This is a genomic window from Paenibacillus sp. Soil766, assembly GCF_001428105.1.
Taxonomy (GTDB): domain Bacteria; phylum Bacillota; class Bacilli; order Paenibacillales; family NBRC-103111; genus Paenibacillus_E.
In genome coordinates, this window is record NZ_LMSJ01000010.1 from 112,069 (window position 1) to 128,838 (window position 16,770).

Consider the following 16,770-nt stretch of genomic DNA (forward strand, 5'->3'; position numbering starts at 1 on the left):
GCACATGACTCCTCATTTTATATGGAGATTAGTGTCCCCAGCACATGCCCATACCAATCAGTCTATCCGGTAAGCACTTGCTTAAAATGAAAAAACAGCAGGAGTATAGTTCCCCTGCTGTTATCGTTTTATGTGTGTTAGCTCTTCACTACGTAGGCTACGACAATGGAAAGAATAAAAAATGCAGCAGCAAGCCCCATCGTTGCACGAGACAAAAATAGTTCCAAACCACGAGCTTTTTGTTTACCAAATAAGTGTTCTGCGCCACCGGAAATGGCACCGGACAAGCCTGCGCTTTTCCCTTTTTGTAAAAGGACAATCGCGATTAATCCAACCGAAGCTATGATTAACAAAATTTTCATAAAGATTAACATATTAGCACCCCAATTGCCTATTCTTTGCCTTATACAACTAGCATAAATATTCTAACATAGTTCGTCCAGGAACACAACAAAGCCAATCACGCCAATCCAAAACATTTAAATAACTTATCTCCACTCCGCAAGTGCAGTCATTTTATCAAATAAGGGCTCGAATTCTTCTTTCATATCCTCTGGTACAGGAATCAAGGGAAGCCCGAAGCTTCTTGAGATCACTTGCCCCATTGTAAGGTTGCCCAAGTGATTGACATGCAACCAGTCCCGCATTAGCTTCTCGTAATCTTCTGGATGCCTCCGGTATAACGGCTCAAAAAAAGTATACTGATCGACTAACTGCAACCCCATTTCTCTAGAGAGGTCTCTGTTCGCCTGCATATTCGCTTGGAATCGCTCTTCGAAATGAAGTGGTCCTTGATGGTAGATAGGGCAATAATAGGTTTGAAGCACAGGGATCGCATGATATCCACGAATCAGCGAACAAATTGTCCTTAACCGCTCGGTATACAGCTCGACTGGCATTTCCCTAACTGCATCGTTACCCCCGATGGTCACAATGACAAGCGAAGGCTGAATAGGCTTCACATCTCGCTCGATTCGATCGAGCAACTCTATGGTTGTTTCACCGCCAATTCCTAAATTAGTAATAGTAACATGTTTACCTATTTCATTCCTCAAATTGATATGGAACCAATCTACCCAGTTATGTCTGCCATTATTAACAAATGATAATTCTGTATTGCTAGAACCGAATGCACAGATTCGAAAAGCTTGATCCGTTTGCTTCACCCACTGTTGGATCGTCATCGTAATCATCCTCCCCCTAAGATAGTAGTAAAATCGAACCGCCAACGATAGGAACCATAACCATGGCTGGCTTTAGGTAATAGCTGGGCACTCGTTTCGTGAATTTCGCCCCTAAGTATGAGCCAAGCATGATACTTACTGCCACCTGTGCCAGTAACTGCAAATCCAAATACCCCATTTGATAAAAGCCCATTCCCCCACTCCATGCAATTGGAATAATGATGAGCATTGTTGTCCCTGCAGCACGCCTCACAGACATACCGAGTAACGCCATCAATCCAATTTGAATAAACGGGGTCGATCCGATACCAAAAACGCCAGATAGAATCCCCGTCAGAAGCCCTAAGCCAATAGCGGAAACCCAAAACCTCACACCAAACCCTGTCGGTATATCTGACTCTGAGGGTTTCATACGTGCGACGAGTAGGAATCGAAGCAGCAGTACTAATCCCGATACAATCAACAAAGTTGCCGATAGCAAGCTCAAATTTTCTTCAGGTATGTAGGTAGACAGCATGGAGCCGCTCCATGCTCCCATAGCCCCGAAACAACCCACGATAACTCCGGTTCTTATGTGGATATTCCCTTCCCGGTAATGACTTACAGCACCTGAAATGGAGGAGAGCATCATAGCAACTAAGGCGGTGCCTAACACAGTATGAATGGAATAACCGAACACTACGGTCAGAATCGATATGATTAACCCCGACCCGCCAGCTCCAACAAATCCTAGTAGCAGACCTACTGTAAACAGGGTCAGTACAATCTGGATCATCATCTACAATCACCCTCTCTTACATCCCTGCACTTAGTTAAACACAACATTCTAATGATTAATAATGCATAGTTTGCATTTTATCCATGTTATAATGTAATGAGTTTAACAGGATCATTGGAGGTCATCGGATGGAGTGGCAGCAGCTTGAATATTTTCAGGTGGTAGCAACATTGCAGCATTTTACCCGCGCAGCGGAGCAGCTATCGATCACACAGCCGGCGCTAAGCCGTTCAATCGCTCAACTTGAACATGAATTAGGCGTTCCTTTATTCGATAGACGAGGACGTTCCGTCCTATTGAATCCCTATGGGCATAAATTCCTCGAACATACAACACGTATATTACAAGAGATGAAGGAAGCCAAGCGTGACATTATCGTCATGCAAAATCCTTTATTAGGCGACATCTCGTTAGCCTTTCTTAAATCATTAGGCATCAGCTTTATACCGCTTATGGTCAGAAGCTATCTTGAACTTCATCCACATGTGAACTTTCACCTATTTCAGAATTCCACCTCATCTATGCTCGATCAATTGAAGCGTGGAGAAGTCGATTTGTGCTTATCATCGCTTACCGATACAACACCAGAGATTATATGGAAGCCCTTATGGACCGAGGAAATGTTTCTATTCGTCCATCACTGTCATCGATTTGCATCACAACCAAACGTAAGGCTCCAAGAGATCGCTGATGACAAATTTATTGTGCATAAATCGGGGTATGGCAGTAGAGCCATTTTTGATGCAATGTTCGCATCCATGAATAAAGCGCCAATTATCGCTTTTGAGGGTGAAGAGGTTGTCAGCCTGCTCGGATTTGTCTCGGCCAACCTAGGTATTGCCCTGTTGCCAGAAATACCCGGAATGGATATGAAGAACCTTGTCAAATTGCCGATCAGCGATTACCAATCCCAGCGGACCATCGGCCTTGCATGGATAAAAGGAAAACACTTGCCGCCAGTCGTGGATACATTTCGGGAGTTTCTAATCGACTACTCATTTAAGAATGGGAATTATGATAATTTAAAAAAACAGACCTACTCGCGATAAGATCCCATCGCAGCAGGTCTATTTGTACGTTTAGCTCTTTTACTTCGCCCTAAGAAGGCACTCACCGCTTGCTTCGCACACCACAGCGCGAACAATGTAAACCCGATCGACCACACAATAGCAGGTATCCCCGTGTGGTTGGCCAAGTTAGTCGCATCGCCTGCACCTCGGCTGTTTTGCAAGGCATATACAATCAGCGACCCCGGACCAAATACTGACTCTTCCAAGCATAAGAACGCTAGCAGCAGGTAGTAAAAATCGCGCAGCCACTTCGGCGCCAACGCCAAAGCTAGCACGGTCAAGAAAATAAAACCGAGCAGGAACGTAACACCGAAGCTGTTCCGTACGAACAGCACCAGTGACAGCGCTGACAGCGCCGTCATCACCTGCAGCCCCAGCCGCTGCTTGCCTTTGGCATAAGCCGAGAACAGGAACCAAGCAAACAGCGAGGCGGTCATATACCCCGCCAACGAGACCGGGATGATGGCCCATGACTTGGTCATGGACGAGTACGTGACGCCGCTGTGGTCTCTGTACAGCTCGATGTACATGACCTTGCCAGACAACGCAAGTGTCGCGGCGGCATGCCCGAACTCATGTACCATTGTGTCCAGGTTCCGAAAAAACGAGGAAGGAATCCAGTGCGTGAGCACCGCGGTGCCAATTAGGAACAGGATCGTTTTTACCCAGTTGCTCAAAAGCATGACCTCCATGACATCCGACGACTTTACTCCATTATACGCCAAAACGGGCAGGTGTAAGCCACCTGCCCGCCATATAATTAAATACGGATGTTATTACTTGAAGTTTCTCAAGTTGTAGAATGCTTTTTTACCAGCGTATTGAGCTACAGTGAACAACTCGTCTTCGATGCGAAGAAGTTGGTTGTATTTCGCTACGCGGTCCGTACGGGACGGAGCACCTGTTTTGATTTGACCAGCGTTTGTAGCAACAGCGATATCAGCGATTGTGCTGTCTTCGCTCTCACCGGAACGGTGGGAAATAACTGCTGTGTAACCAGCGCGTTTTGCCATTTCGATTGCATCAAAAGTCTCAGTAAGCGTACCGATTTGGTTAACTTTAACCAAGATGGAGTTACCGATGTTTTCTTCGATACCGCGGGATAGGCGCTCAGTGTTCGTAACGAACAGATCATCACCAACAAGTTGAATTTTGTTACCCAATTTCTCAGTAAGCAATTTCCAACCTTCCCAATCGTCTTCGGAGCAACCATCTTCAATAGTGATGATTGGGTATTTATCAACCCATGCAGCCATGAAGTCAACCCACTCAGCAGATGTAAAGGATTTGCCTTCACCTTCAAGGTGGTATTTACCATCTTTGAAGAACTCAGTGGAAGCAACGTCCATACCCAAGAATACGTCAACACCTGGTTTGTAACCAGCGTTTTCGATAGCTGTAAGGATTGTCGTGATTGCTTCTTCGTTGGATTTGAAGTTAGGAGCAAATCCGCCTTCGTCGCCAACTGCTGTGTTAAGGCCTTTTTCTTTCAATACAGATTTCAAGCTATGGAAAATCTCTGCGCCGATGCGAAGAGCTTCTTTGAAAGTAGGAGCGCCTACAGGAAGAACCATGAACTCTTGAACGTCAACGTTGTTGTCAGCATGTGCCCCACCGTTGATGATGTTCATCATTGGAACTGGAAGCGTTTTGGCATTGAATCCACCAAGGTAAACGTACAATGGCACGTCCAAAGCGTCAGCAGCTGCGCGAGCAACAGCCATGGAAACAGCTAGAATTGCGTTAGCTCCCAATTTTGCTTTGTTAGGTGTACCGTCAAGCTCGATCATTTTGTTGTCGATGCCAACTTGATCAAGTGCGTCTAGACCGATGATTTCTGGAGCGATGATTTCATTTACGTTCTCAACAGCTTTCAGAACGCCTTTACCAAGGTAACGACCTTTGTCACCATCACGAAGCTCAACAGCCTCGTATGCGCCTGTGGAAGCGCCTGAAGGGACGATAGCACGGCCGAATGCGCCGGACTCTAGGTATACTTCTACTTCAACCGTTGGGTTACCGCGGGAATCCAATACTTCGCGTGCGTAAACATCAGAAATAATTGTCATTGTGATCAAACACTCCTTCAATAATATAAATTATTTGTTTAGAATTGTTGCCCCAGTCATTTGCTGTGGTTGATTCAATCCTAAGAAATCTAGCATCGTTGGTGCTATATCTGCCAGAATACCGCCATCTCTTAGTGTAACAGATTTGTCCGTCACAATAAAAGGCACCGGATTCGTTGTATGCGCTGTGTTGCGTGAGCCGTCTGCATTCGTAACCACATCCGCGTTGCCGTGGTCCGCTGTGATGCAGACTACGCCACCCTTGGCAAGGATCGCTTCGACCACTTTACCAAGACAATCGTCTGTCGCCTCGATCGCTTTCACCGTTGGTTCAAGCAATCCAGAGTGACCTACCATGTCTGGGTTCGCGAAGTTCAAGATGATAACATCATGCTTCTCAGCTTCAACTTCCTTCACAACCGCTTCCGCTAATTCGTAAGCGCTCATTTCCGGCTTCAAGTCATACGTAGCAACCTTCGGTGAAGGAATCAGAAGGCGAGTTTCACCTGGTAATTCAGCATCCCGACCGCCGCTGAAGAAGAACGTTACGTGCGGGTACTTTTCGGTTTCAGCAGCGCGAAGCTGCTTCAGACCATTTTGAGCCAGCACCTCGCCGAGCGTGTTGTCGAGATCCTTCGGTTTGTACGCTACGAAACCGTCTACGGACTCGCTGAACAGCGTCAGACACACGTAGTAGAGGTTCTTCGCTACTTTAGGACCACGATCGAAGCCACGGAAGTCTTCATTTGTAAAGACTTGGGACAACTGGATCGCACGGTCTGGACGGAAGTTGAAGAAGATGACAGCATCGCCTGATTCTACAAGTCCTACCGGCTTGCCGTCGTCACCAACGATAACCGTTGGCATAACAAACTCATCGTAGACGGATTTCTCGTAGGATTCAACAATCGCTTGCATCGGATCCGTGTAAGCAGGGCCTTCGCCATACACCATGGCGCGGTAGGATTTCTCCGTACGCTCCCAGCGTTTGTCGCGGTCCATTGCATAATAGCGGCCTTGTACGGTCGCGATTTTGCCTACGCCAACTTCCTCGATTTTGTTCAGCAAGGCCTTCATGTACCCCTTCGCAGAATCCGGAGCTACGTCGCGGCCGTCCAGGAATGCGTGGATGTAGACTTCAACGAACTGTTCTTTCTTCGCTAAGTCCAATAGCGCAAACAAATGTTGAATGTGACTGTGCACGCCGCCGTCCGAAAGCAAACCATAGAGGTGCAGCTTCTTAGCGTTTTCTTTGGCATGACGAACAGCGCCGAGTATCGTTTGATTATCGTAAAATTCACCATCACGAATCGATTTGGAAATCCGCGTCAGATCCTGATACACCGTACGGCCTGCGCCGATGTTCAGGTGTCCTACCTCAGAATTCCCCATCTGGCCTTCTGGCAAACCTACAGCCTCACCGCAAGCAGTGAGGGTTGTATGAGGAAACGTAGACCAGTAACGGTCATAGTTAGGCTTTTTGGCATGAGCAACCGCATTCCCCTGCTCTTCCGAGCGGAGTCCGAAGCCATCGAGAATGATGAGTGCTACCGGTTTCGGTCTGGACATGTTACTTCGCCCCCTGGACGAGTTGGATGTAGGAAGCGGACTCTAGGCTCGCTCCACCTACAAGTGCGCCGTCGATGTCAGGCTGTGCCATGTACTCAGCAATATTGTTTGGTTTCACGCTGCCGCCGTATTGGATACGAACAACGTCAGCTACTGCTGCGCCGTAAAGGCCGCTCACCAATGTACGGATGTAACCAATCACGTCTTGTGCATCTTCCGCTGTGGAAGATTTACCTGTACCGATTGCCCAGATTGGCTCGTAAGCGATAACGACTTGTGCTGCTTGCTCTGCACTCAGACCAGCGAAAGCTGCTTCTGTTTGTACTTTACAAACTTCTTTGGTTTGTCCTGCTTCACGCTCTTCCAACTTCTCGCCTACGCAAAGAATTGGTTTCAAGCCGTGTTTGAACGCCGCAACGACTTTCTTGTTCACGATTTCGTCAGACTCAGCGAAGTAAGCTCTACGCTCGGAGTGACCGATGATCACATACTCCACGCCAAGGTCTTTCAGCATTACGCCGCTGATTTCGCCTGTGAATGCGCCGTTATCTTCAAAGTGAAGGTTTTGTGCGCCAACATGAACGTCTGTACCTTTTGTAGCCTCAACAAGCGCAGGAAGGTTTGTAAAAGGGGAACAAATAACACTCTCTACGCCTTCTACTGTGCTGCCTTTTACTTCGTTCACGAAGCTGATTGCTTCGGAGACAGTTTTGAACATTTTCCAGTTACCCGCGATAATCGGTGTTCTGCTCATGGGTTAGACTCCTTTTTATGAGAAAATAATTTCTTATTTGTCGTTAAGTGCTACTACGCCTGGCAATGCTTTACCTTCCATGAACTCCAAGGAAGCGCCGCCGCCTGTGGACATGTGGTTCATTTGCTCAGCCAAATGGAATTTCTCTGTTGCTGCAGCGGAATCTCCACCACCGATTACTGTGTAACCTTCAGTCGTTGCACAAGCTTGTGCGACTGCACGTGTACCGTGAGAGAAAGGTTCGATTTCGAATACGCCCATCGGTCCGTTCCAAACAACTAGTTTGGACTTCGCGATAACGTCTGCGTAAAGTTCACGCGTTTTCGGTCCGATGTCAATGCCTTCCCAATCCGCAGGAATGCTGTCGATGTCAACGATTTGCACGTTAGCATCAGCGCCGAATTTATCAGCAACAACGATATCCACCGGAAGCAGGAAGTTCACGCCTTTTTCTTTTGCTTTTGCAATAAAGCTAAGCGCTAGATCAAGTTTGGAGTTGTCCAGAAGTGATTTACCGATTTCATGGCCTTGTGCTTTCAAGAATGTATAGGACAGACCGCCGCCAATGAGGACGTTGTCTGCAATGTTCAGGAGGTTCTCAATGACTGCAATTTTGTCTTTTACTTTTGATCCGCCAACGATAGCTGTGAAAGGACGCTCTGGGTTGTTCAACGCTTTGCCTAGAACATCAAGCTCTTTCTCCATCAAAAGACCAGAAACCGCTGGGATATAAGCTGCGATCCCTGAAGTCGAAGCATGCGCACGGTGAGCAGCACCGAAAGCATCGTTCACGAACAGATCAGCCAAGTCAGCGAAAGCTTTAGCCAATTCTGGATCGTTTTTCTCTTCACCTTCGTTGAAACGAACGTTTTCAAGTAATAGTACATCGCCATTTTCAAGCGCATCGACTTGTGCTTTCACGATTTCACCAACGGATTGATCCGCTTTGATCACGTTTTGACCTAGAAGCTCTGCCAATTTAGCAGCAACTGGTGTTAAACGAAGCTCTTCAACCACTTGTCCATTTGGACGACCAAAATGCGCAGCAAGAATAACTTTAGCGCCTTGCTCTACTAAGAATTTAATTGTAGGAAGCGTTTCTCTGATACGAGTATCGTCTGTGATTTGACCGTTTTCTACAGGCACATTGAAATCAACGCGAACAAACACTCTCTTACCAGCTACTTCAACATCGCGAACACTTTTCTTATTCATCGTAAAAGCCTCCTGAGCATGTATGGTTATCTACCGGTTCCATCTTTTTCTATGTGTAAATCGCACATAAAGAGGAGAATCGCTTCTCCCCTTCATGTGGTTTTCCAGTTGATGAATTATGAAATTACAGACCTTTTTTCGCGATGAAAGCTACCAAGTCAACAACGCGGTTGGAGTAACCCCACTCGTTATCGTACCAGGAAACAACTTTCAACATGTTGTCGCCAACTACCATTGTGGACAAAGCGTCGATTGTGGAAGAAGCTGGGTCACCATTGAAGTCGCTGGATACAAGTGCATCTTCTGTGTAGTTAAGAATGCCTTTAAGAGGGCCTTCGGAAGCTTGTTTCAAAGCTGCGTTTACTTCGTCAACTGTTACGTTAACTTTAAGCTCAACAACCAAATCAGTTACGGAAACGTTAGGTGTAGGAACACGCATAGCCATACCGTTCAATTTGCCTTTAAGCTCAGGAAGAACTAGACCGATTGCTTTAGCTGCGCCAGTGCTGGAAGGAATGATGTTCTCAGCTGCTGCACGAGCACGACGAAGGTCTTTATGTGGAACGTCAAGAACGGATTGGTCATTTGTGTACGAGTGAACAGTTGTCATCATACCTTTTACGATTCCGAAGCTATCGTTGATAACTTTCGCGAAAGGAGCTAGACAGTTTGTTGTACAAGAAGCGTTGGAGATGATTGTGTGTGCAGCTGGATCGTATTTGTCTTCGTTAACACCAAGTACGATTGTGATATCTTCGTCGGAAGCAGGAGCGGAAATGATAACTTTCTTAGCTCCACCTTTCAAGTGAAGTTCTGCTTTTTCTTTCGCTGTGAAAATACCAGTGGATTCGATTACGATTTCAGCGCCTACAGATGCCCATGGCAGATCCCCAGGGTTACGCTCAGCAAAAACCTTGATGGAACGACCGTTAACGATCAATTCGCCTTCGCCAGCTTCAACTGTAGCGTCTAGTTTACCGTGAGTAGTGTCATATTTAAGCAAGTGAGCCAATGTTTTAACGTCTGTCAAATCGTTTACTGCCACGATTTGTACATCTGGGTTGTTCAATGCTGCGCGGAATACGTTACGACCAATACGTCCGAAACCGTTAATACCTACTTTTGTTGTCATAGTCAGTTCCTCCTAGGTTTACATGCATTATATATATTTCAAAACGTAAGCCGATAAGGGCACACGTTATGATGTCTAACTTCCTACTTGGACATGCTTCATGATTTCTAAGGCAGCTGCTTCATCTGTAACCAATACATCTTCTTGCCCATGTCGTAGTACAGAAGCGATCGCTTCCCCCTTGCTCTTCCCGCCAGCAACACCGATCACAACTTCAACACGCTGCAAATCTTCCAGTCGAAGTCCGACTGTCGGCATCTTATGAACCACATTTCCTTGGCGGTCAAAATAATACCCGAGCGCCTCAGCAAGTGCACCATCAGCTCTCAGACTTCCCGTAGTATCACTATCTACTTTACGTCTGCGTGCCATGACCATAGCATCTCCGATACCATGGACAACAATGCGACAACTGCGCACCGCGTTCACAACTTCCTGAATCTGTGGATCTTGAATCAGCGATTGATACGCCTCTTCGCCAAGATGATCTGGCACATGCAACAGCCTGTATTTTCCGCCTGTCTTCTTGGCCATAATGGAAGCGATCGTGTTCGCTTGCATATCCACACTTTCACCAAGTCCTCCTCGTGCGGGAACGAACAAGCTCCCTTTCATCGAAGAAGATAATGCCAAGTTATTGGCAATCTGTGCCATCGTTGACCCACCGGTTACCGCGATAATATCATCTTTGGCAATATATTTACGCAAAGCGGCCGCGCCAGCGCGTCCAAGCTCTTTCTTCGTAAATACCGAAGTATCGGAATCCCCTGGGACGATAATCACATTGGAGATGTGAAAAGCTTTGGCAATGCTGTCTTCCAAATCTGTTAAGCCAAATGCCATCTTAATGATCGGCTGCATATCTTCCAGCAGCTGACGACCAGACTCACTGATCTTCATTCCGCTTGCGTCCGATTCCAGAAGCCCTAGCTCCTTCAAGAAATCCACTTCACCGCGGAGTACGCGCTCCGTCATGTCGAGTGAGGACGCTAACGTCCTTCGTCCGACAACGCCGGAAACCAAGATGTGTTGCAGAATTGAGTAGCGTTTCTTCATGATGTCCATAAGATCAGGCATGAGCTGTTTCTGAATGTCTAGAATCTCTCTCATAGGACGACTTTCAACGCTCCCGATCCATTGTAGGACGTTTTATGTCCCGGGCATACATTTTGTGTCCCACCCGGGTGAAAAAAAAGTTCCTTGCGCAATTCCATATTTCAAATCTCTTTTACAGTTCTTATTATAACCACTTTTCCCTCAACATTCAACATTTGTTCAAACATTTTTCTCCAAATAGACCTGTAAGGGCTTACCTCCTTGCTTTTTATGGAAAGCTGACTTATAATAACCCTTGCTTCACTTTTTCTAAACTATGCGCCCGTGGTCCAATGGATATGACGTAGGCCTCCGAAGCCTGAGATAAAGGTTCGATTCCTTTCGGGCGCGTCCAACAAATCAGCTACAAGAGAAACGGTTTAATCGCCAAATCAGCTCTGAAGCTGATTTTTTTGTGTTTAGTTTGACCTTTCTTGACCTTCAGACGTTTTTTCGTTATCATACTTGTAGATACTGTAAATAGTATGTAACCCAAATAGTAGGTAACTCAACCCCAAGGAGGTCATTCTCATGAGTTTTATTCCTATGGTCGTCGAACAAGACGCGCGCGGTGAAAGAGGATATGACATCTACTCTCGCTTGCTGAAGGACCGCATTATATTCTTAGGCACAGGTGTCAACGATGTTGTGGCGAATTCCATCATTGCTCAGTTGCTCTTCTTGGCCGCTCAAGATCCTGATAAAGATATCTCGCTTTACATTAACAGCCCAGGTGGCTCCATCACAGCCGGTATGGCGATCTACGACACCATGCAGTTCATCAAACCAGACGTATCCACGATCTGTGTTGGTATGGCGGCTTCCATGGGCGCATTCTTGCTCACAGCTGGTGCCAAAGGCAAGCGTTACGCGCTTCCGAACAGCGAAGTCATGATTCACCAACCACTTGGCGGCGCAGAAGGTCAAGCCTCTGATATCGAAATTCGCGCTAAGCGTATTTTGAAAATGAGAGATAACCTGAACACGATTCTAGCTGAGCGCACAGGACAAACGTTCGAGCGCATCGAGAAGGATACGGACCGTGATAACTTCATGAGCGCGAAAGAAGCAGCCGAATATGGACTCATCGATAAAGTCATCGAGCGCGTCTAATTTATAAACAAACAAGCCAGCCTGTTACGATTGCTCTAGGAGCAAGCCGTGAGGCTGGTTTTTTATTGTATCGGAAATTACGCAGGCTGCTCTCATTGGTGGATAAGTACGGTGAAATGGAGCAAGGATCTGACAGCCACGATGTGGCAGGCACTGCGTACGGGGAGTTTCGTGGAACGACTACATAAGGAACACTTTCACGGTTATTGCGTTCGAACTTTTATGATGCAGAATAAAGTGATGTGGTAACGCTATTTGCACGAGTGAATCGTCGTGGGAGCAAGTAAGATGACGTCATAGCGCTATTTTTTCCAAAACCAGTAGTTGGGAGGCTCATGGAGGGAAAAGACAAAAGACTTGTACGAAGTTCAGAACCGTGGAAACATTGACTTCATCACGTCTTCTAATTGCACAAAAGCCTCAGAAGCGCTAGTGATATCACCAGTCTCCTAAGGCTATTCATTATCTTATTTCAAATCTTCCAACGGATAGAAAATCAAATCAATCGGGAATGCTGAGCCCGCTGGAGGCGTAAACTCAATATCTAACGCTTCTTCCGTTCCTGTCGTGCGCGCTAATACTTCCAAGCCATCAAATGCCGTAATGACACCGGAATACGGTACAGGAATAATTTCTCCGTTGATTTTAAACGGCCCCTTGAACACGCCGCCTCTAGCCATGATCATCACAGCCATTTTGCGCGGCTTATCCGCATGGATTTTATACACTACGCCATAATTCCCGCCATTCTCCACGACTTGCTTACGCATCACATCGTAGCCTTTGACGAATGGATCTGTCTTATTATCACCGATCGTTAACACAGAGGCTTTGGTAAAGCTCGTGGCGTCAATTTTCCATTCAATCTCGGAAACGGGGAACGTACCGCGAACATGACCGTTAAAAGAAAGGAGTGGCAACTCCTTCACGATCGTTGGCGTCAGCATCTTATCCGTTGCGATAAAGGACATTTGAAGCTCGCCGTTCGTTTCAACATCATAGAACAAATTCACACCTTGCCCTGGATAAAATTCAGGCAACTTCGCATACACATAGCTTGCGTGAGGCAGAACCGTCATCTCATCTGTATATACATTGTTTAGAAGGAAATCAACCGAAGCTTCGCTGCCAATCAAATTCGCATAAACCGAAGGGTAGACTTCGCCTTTATTCGTCGTTTTAATCGTAATCGGCTTATCCGTGTTGTTTGTCGCGAAAATGGCAAACGTCATCTTCTGTTGAGTACCATTGATATGATCCGCGTACAAACGCGCTTTACCATTAATGTTGTCTTGATACAAAATACCGCTAGTCGTGAATTCTTCTGGGCTGTCGCTAACTAGCAGTGTGCGCCCTTGAACTTCTTTCACATCTTTCGGAAGCATCGGCAACTCGTTGAAATGTGACCAGATCGTTGTCCAATTGGTTTTAATAAACCCGCCAACCGGCTTCATGTAAATCGGATACTCGACTTCTGACAAGTAAGGTTCATTTACAACAGTCACAAAACTTTTGAACAACTTGCTCACATGCCCATGACCATCCTTAACCGTTAAGGTTACTGGATATTGACCCGCTTTGAAGAACGCCTCTTGTTTACCTGTCCAATCGAAGGATACGATGCCTTCTGCATCTGGATCATAACTCAAATCCAAATATTTAACAGGCTCACCAAGCCTGTAGGTAGGCTTCGCAGTAGCGAACTTAGCAACTGGACGAGAATTGCTGTCTTGATCGATATAGATGCCCTCAGGGGCTTTAAAATGCACGATCTCTACTCGTCTTAATTCATTGTTGTAGGTATACTTGGCACCCATGTAATCCGCTAGCCATGTCAGCTTCACAAGCAACTTGCCATTCACGATAGCAGCTACGGAATTAAACGGTACATCCACCCCATTCGTTGTCACCGTCTTGTGATCGGAATCCAGCACGATGTTGTAGCCTGGAGGCGCCATTTGAATCGTGCGTGATAAATCATTCCACTCTACTTTAAATCCTAATGTATCACCCAAGAATTTGGCTGGAACGAAGGTGCTTCCATCAATAATGGTAGAAGGAGATTCTAGATGGATCTGCTCTTGATTAACGAATGCTTCTGACTTGTCGATATAAAGTAAAATAAAGGACGAGCTTGTTGATACCGCATGCGCGGCTGGTGCGGTAATTGTGCTTACTAGAAATACGAGTAAGGCCAGTAGAGCAATCATTTCTTTTTTTACTACATTCATTTCACTTCGGCTCCTTCTTCAAGCTTGGGATAAGCGCACTATTTAGAAATACAAATAGCCTTATCCATCACGACCACGTTTATTAGACGTAGCCAATTGAAAAAGGTTGCTAATCCCAATATTTGTTAACAAATTTGACACTTTTAGCAAAGCGTAGATGCCCACCTATAAACTGCAAAAAAGCCCCCTCGAAAGGTAGGCTTTTAAAGGATTATTGGTTTTCCAATTCTTCCTTACTGACTAATGTGACTAAAGCGTTTACAGCCTGCTCTGCATCCGAACCTTCTGCACTTATGAAGACTTCGGTCCCTGTGCTGATCGCAAGACTCATAATTCCCATGATGCTCTTCGCATTCACTTTCTTCTCATCTTTCTCAACAAAGATCTCCGATGAAAACTTATTCGCCTCTTGAACAAACAATGCCGCAGGTCTGGCATGAAGTCCTGTTCTCAACTTCACAACGACTGGACGTCTGGACATGGAACTAATTCCCCCTAGTGTGGAGCTTATATGGATTACTATTAATAACAGCGTTTACCTTATGTTTTAATATTATAGCATTTTTCCTTCAAGTACACTAGAAAAAATGCGAAAAACTTATACAATCGTTATTCAGCCCCAAATTCTCTACGAATTTCGGTGTTTTTCGGCCAATTCGTCTATTTTTCGCAGGCGGTGGTTCACACCTGACTTACTGACACTGCCCGAAAGCATGTCTCCGACTTCCTTCAAATTCAAGTCAGGATGCGCAAGCCTAATTTCCGCAACCTCTCTTAACTTCTCAGGCAAGCTGTCTAGACCAATCTCACGTTGTAATAATCGAATATTTTCGATTTGTCTAACGGCTGCCCCGATCGTTTTGTTCAAGTTCGCCGTTTCACAGTTGACGATGCGATTAACGGAATTCCTCATATCCTTCATAATTCGGACATCCTCGAAGCGCAGCAGTGCTTGATGTGCTCCAATGATATTGAGAAACTCGATAATTTTCTCGCCTTCCTTAATGTACAGTACGAACCCTTTCTTACGTTCAATGAATCGGGCGTTCAAGTCGAACTTGTTCGCAAGCTGTGTTAAAGCTTTACAGTGTTCTTCATAAATCGAAGCGATTTCCAAATGATAGGAAGACCCCTCCGGATTATTGACAGAACCGCCAGCCATGAAGGCTCCTCGAAGATAAGCACGCTTGCAGCAATTGCCGCGAATAATGTCCTTGTTAATCCCCGTCGTAAAAATGAACCCCTCCGAGACGATCTTCAAATCACTGAGCAGTTCCTGTACTTGACCAGGCACCCTAACAATGTACACATTATTCTTCTTTAGACGCATTTTCTTACGCACGAGCAACTCCGTGTGTGTATTATACGTCTTCTTGATCAGCGAGTAAATCCGCCGCGCTATGGCAGCGTTCTCCGTAGATACATCCAACACGACGCGCTGGTTCGTTAACTGAACAGCGCCATTCATTCGAATGAGCGCAGACAGCTCCGCTTTTTCACAGCATGAATCCGAATCATTAATTAACGTTAATTCTTTTTTGGTTGTTGCCGCAAAGGACAAGGGACTCACTTCTTCCTTAACAGCCAGCTTTCGACGAGCTGATAGATATGGTCACTCAATTTCTCTGCATCATGGCGAAGATAGGTACGGAATAACACAAGTCGATCTGCAATGACCCGATACCCTCGTTTCGTCACTTCATCCAAATCTAAATGAACCGCTTTTGAACCTTTTTCCGCATATTTCGCTTGCACCTGCGGTGGAATTTCACCATTATTCACGATCACATAATCAAACAAATGCTGACCTAAGTGATCATAAATGGCATCCAGATGATCACTCACTGAATAGTCATCGGTTTCTCCAGGCTGTGTCATGACATTACAAATGAACAATTTCACAGCATTCGATGCCTCGATTTCCTTTGCAATCCCTGGTACAAGTAAATTCGGCAGCAAACTTGTATATAAACTGCCAGGACCGCACAAGATAGCATCTGCTTCACGTATTGCTTGAACAGCTTCTGTGAGTGGTGTTACCCCCGCCGGTTCAATGAATACTTTCTTGATCCGTCCATCGGCCTTCGGAATTTTGGACTCCCCAACAACTAAAGTCCCGTCCTCCATAATGGCTTTCAGCACAATCGCTTGATTCGAAGCCGGGAGCACTCTTCCGCGAACAGCAAATACGCGATTCATTTCTTGCACAGCAGTAACAAAATCACCTGTAATATCTGTCAATGCCGCTAGTATTAGATTCCCCAGACTGTGTCCGGCTAAACCTGTACCGTTCTGAAATCGATACTGAAGCATTAATGACAACAACGGCTCAACGTCTGCTAACGATGTTAACACATTTCGAATATCCCCCGGAGGCGGCATCTGCAATTCACTCCGCAAGATACCAGAGCTTCCTCCATCGTCTGCAACGGTCACGATAGCTGTGATATCAACCGGCTTTTCTTTCAGTCCTCTTAGCATAACAGAGAGCCCTGTTCCACCGCCAATAACGACTATTCGGGGCTTGCGTTGTAATTGACCAAGCTCCATACTTCTTCCA

At 45.9% G+C, this 16,770-nt stretch carries 17 protein-coding genes and 1 tRNA gene; 4 read left to right on the forward strand and 14 right to left on the reverse strand.

Annotated elements, in window-relative coordinates; all coding sequences use genetic code 11:
- Positions 1 to 137: 137 nt before the first annotated feature.
- From secG to ASG89_RS08700, 3 genes are all read right to left on the reverse strand, one after another.
- A complete protein-coding gene (secG, locus tag ASG89_RS08690) occupies positions 138 to 374 on the reverse strand; it encodes a preprotein translocase subunit SecG (RefSeq protein WP_056611230.1) in 237 nt (78 codons plus the stop codon).
- A 114-nt stretch (positions 375 to 488) separates the two neighbouring features.
- A complete protein-coding gene (locus ASG89_RS08695) occupies positions 489 to 1,184 on the reverse strand; it encodes an SGNH/GDSL hydrolase family protein (protein ID WP_057310205.1) in 696 nt (231 codons plus the stop codon).
- Between the two features lie 16 nt (positions 1,185 to 1,200).
- Complete coding sequence (locus tag ASG89_RS08700; protein ID WP_057310206.1) at positions 1,201 to 1,962, reverse strand: sulfite exporter TauE/SafE family protein; 762 nt, start codon at positions 1,960 to 1,962, stop codon at positions 1,201 to 1,203.
- A gap of 128 nt (positions 1,963 to 2,090) precedes the next feature.
- On the opposite strand from ASG89_RS08700, the gene ASG89_RS08705 reads away from it, so the two are divergent.
- On the forward strand, positions 2,091 to 3,011 hold the full coding sequence (locus tag ASG89_RS08705; RefSeq protein ID WP_057310207.1) for a LysR family transcriptional regulator: 921 nt from the start codon (positions 2,091 to 2,093) through the stop codon (positions 3,009 to 3,011).
- Here ASG89_RS08705 and ASG89_RS08710 read toward each other — a convergent pair.
- The 7 genes from ASG89_RS08710 to ASG89_RS08740 all read right to left on the reverse strand — a co-directional run bounded on the left by ASG89_RS08710 (position 2,999) and on the right by ASG89_RS08740 (position 10,881).
- Positions 2,999 to 3,664: a M50 family metallopeptidase gene (locus ASG89_RS08710; RefSeq protein ID WP_321166487.1), complete on the reverse strand. Its 666-nt coding sequence runs from the start codon at positions 3,662 to 3,664 to the stop codon at positions 2,999 to 3,001. The two genes, ASG89_RS08705 and ASG89_RS08710, sit on opposite strands and share 13 nt — an antisense overlap.
- Before the next feature lie 144 nt (positions 3,665 to 3,808).
- Entirely contained in the window at positions 3,809 to 5,101 is a 1,293-nt protein-coding gene (gene eno / locus ASG89_RS08715; protein WP_057310209.1) for a phosphopyruvate hydratase, read from the reverse strand.
- Between the two features lie 30 nt (positions 5,102 to 5,131).
- A complete protein-coding gene (gene gpmI / locus ASG89_RS08720; RefSeq protein WP_057310210.1) occupies positions 5,132 to 6,670 on the reverse strand; it encodes a 2,3-bisphosphoglycerate-independent phosphoglycerate mutase in 1,539 nt (512 codons plus the stop codon).
- Position 6,671: 1 nt separating this feature from the next.
- Complete coding sequence (gene tpiA, locus ASG89_RS08725) at positions 6,672 to 7,424, reverse strand: triose-phosphate isomerase (RefSeq protein ID WP_057310211.1); 753 nt, start codon at positions 7,422 to 7,424, stop codon at positions 6,672 to 6,674.
- 33 nt (positions 7,425 to 7,457) lie between these two features.
- Positions 7,458 to 8,639, reverse strand: coding sequence for a phosphoglycerate kinase (locus tag ASG89_RS08730; protein ID WP_057310212.1), 1,182 nt, complete (start codon positions 8,637 to 8,639; stop codon positions 7,458 to 7,460).
- A 124-nt stretch (positions 8,640 to 8,763) separates the two neighbouring features.
- Positions 8,764 to 9,771, reverse strand: coding sequence for a type I glyceraldehyde-3-phosphate dehydrogenase (gene gap / locus ASG89_RS08735; protein ID WP_056611251.1), 1,008 nt, complete (start codon positions 9,769 to 9,771; stop codon positions 8,764 to 8,766).
- Positions 9,772 to 9,846: 75 nt separating this feature from the next.
- Complete coding sequence (locus tag ASG89_RS08740) at positions 9,847 to 10,881, reverse strand: sugar-binding transcriptional regulator (protein ID WP_057310213.1); 1,035 nt, start codon at positions 10,879 to 10,881, stop codon at positions 9,847 to 9,849.
- 264 nt (positions 10,882 to 11,145) lie between these two features.
- Between ASG89_RS08740 and ASG89_RS08745 the strand changes: the two genes are divergently transcribed.
- From ASG89_RS08745 to ASG89_RS37535, 3 genes are all read left to right on the forward strand, one after another.
- Positions 11,146 to 11,217: transfer RNA gene (locus tag ASG89_RS08745), tRNA-Arg, on the forward strand.
- A 180-nt stretch (positions 11,218 to 11,397) separates the two neighbouring features.
- Complete coding sequence (gene clpP / locus ASG89_RS08750) at positions 11,398 to 11,979, forward strand: ATP-dependent Clp endopeptidase proteolytic subunit ClpP (protein ID WP_057310214.1); 582 nt, start codon at positions 11,398 to 11,400, stop codon at positions 11,977 to 11,979.
- Positions 11,980 to 12,090: 111 nt separating this feature from the next.
- The gene (locus tag ASG89_RS37535) at positions 12,091 to 12,228 is read left to right on the forward strand and encodes a hypothetical protein (protein ID WP_157276570.1); all 138 of its coding nucleotides are present in this window, start codon (positions 12,091 to 12,093) and stop codon (positions 12,226 to 12,228) included.
- Between the two features lie 218 nt (positions 12,229 to 12,446).
- On the opposite strand, the gene ASG89_RS08755 is transcribed toward ASG89_RS37535, so the two are convergent.
- The 4 genes from ASG89_RS08755 to ASG89_RS08770 all read right to left on the reverse strand — a co-directional run bounded on the left by ASG89_RS08755 (position 12,447) and on the right by ASG89_RS08770 (position 16,760).
- The gene (locus ASG89_RS08755; protein WP_057310215.1) at positions 12,447 to 14,210 is read right to left on the reverse strand and encodes a stalk domain-containing protein; all 1,764 of its coding nucleotides are present in this window, start codon (positions 14,208 to 14,210) and stop codon (positions 12,447 to 12,449) included.
- Between the two features lie 211 nt (positions 14,211 to 14,421).
- The gene (locus tag ASG89_RS08760; RefSeq protein ID WP_028555561.1) at positions 14,422 to 14,691 is read right to left on the reverse strand and encodes an HPr family phosphocarrier protein; all 270 of its coding nucleotides are present in this window, start codon (positions 14,689 to 14,691) and stop codon (positions 14,422 to 14,424) included.
- 147 nt (positions 14,692 to 14,838) lie between these two features.
- On the reverse strand, positions 14,839 to 15,771 hold the full coding sequence (whiA, locus tag ASG89_RS08765; RefSeq protein ID WP_057310216.1) for a DNA-binding protein WhiA: 933 nt from the start codon (positions 15,769 to 15,771) through the stop codon (positions 14,839 to 14,841).
- Positions 15,772 to 15,776: 5 nt separating this feature from the next.
- Positions 15,777 to 16,760 carry a gluconeogenesis factor YvcK family protein gene (locus tag ASG89_RS08770; RefSeq protein WP_057310217.1) on the reverse strand — a complete coding sequence of 328 codons (984 nt, stop codon included), beginning with the start codon at positions 16,758 to 16,760 and terminating at the stop codon, positions 15,777 to 15,779.
- Positions 16,761 to 16,770: the final 10 nt, after the last annotated feature.